At 50.0% G+C, this 278-nt stretch carries 1 protein-coding gene; it reads right to left on the bottom strand.

The annotated features are described in order from the left end of the window. Positions 1-278, bottom strand: a 278-nt coding sequence (locus J0695_RS46460; RefSeq protein WP_505383650.1) for an oxidoreductase, incomplete at both ends; no start/stop codon positions are given.

The raw sequence follows: 278 nt of genomic DNA, 5'->3' as shown, positions 1-278 counted from the left end.
CATGAATCTCGATGATGTCAAAGCCGGCGGCTTTCGCGCGTTCAGCTCCTTTTTTGAAAGCCTGAACGGTTTCTTTTATGTCCTCTTTTGTCATTTCAACAGGCGTTCGCGAATTTTCGTCGAAAGGAATCGCTGAAGGTCCGTAGATTGTACCTTCGACCTCGGCTTTTCTTCCGGCGTGCGCCAACTGAATCGCCGTTTTGCTGCCGTACGTCTTGATTTGTGACGTCAATGCAGCAAGTCCGTCAATATGCGCGTCATCCCATATGCCCAGATCC

The sequence above is a fragment of the Streptomyces beijiangensis genome (assembly GCF_017315755.1).
Taxonomy (GTDB): domain Bacteria; phylum Actinomycetota; class Actinomycetes; order Streptomycetales; family Streptomycetaceae; genus Streptomyces; species Streptomyces beijiangensis.
This window is presented reverse-complemented; position numbering and strand designations above follow the sequence as displayed.